This is a genomic window from Aliivibrio sp. S10_S31 (assembly GCF_014694495.1).
GTDB classification, from domain to species: domain Bacteria; phylum Pseudomonadota; class Gammaproteobacteria; order Enterobacterales; family Vibrionaceae; genus Aliivibrio; species Aliivibrio fischeri.
Map to the genome: position 1 here is coordinate 1 of NZ_JAAUWR010000192.1, position 204 is coordinate 204.

The following is a 204-nucleotide window of genomic DNA, read 5'->3' on the forward strand; positions in this document are numbered from 1 at the left end:
ACTAATACCCGAGTCAGTATCCAATGTGATCGTCGGAGCATTCGGCGCTTGCGTATCAAGCACAAAATCTAATGTATTCGAGCCAGACACATTACCTGCCGCATCAGTCTCTCGAACCGTAATTGAGTTGTCACCTTCGACCACAGCAGGAGGGGTTGTTGACCAACTGCCATCTGCAGCCTGATATTCAACTGTATTGCCAAC

1 protein-coding gene is annotated in these 204 nt (G+C 48.5%); it reads right to left on the minus strand.

The annotated features are described in order from the left end of the window. On the minus strand, positions 1-204 hold a 204-nt coding region (locus HC728_RS20105), incomplete at both ends, for an Ig-like domain-containing protein (protein WP_190396000.1).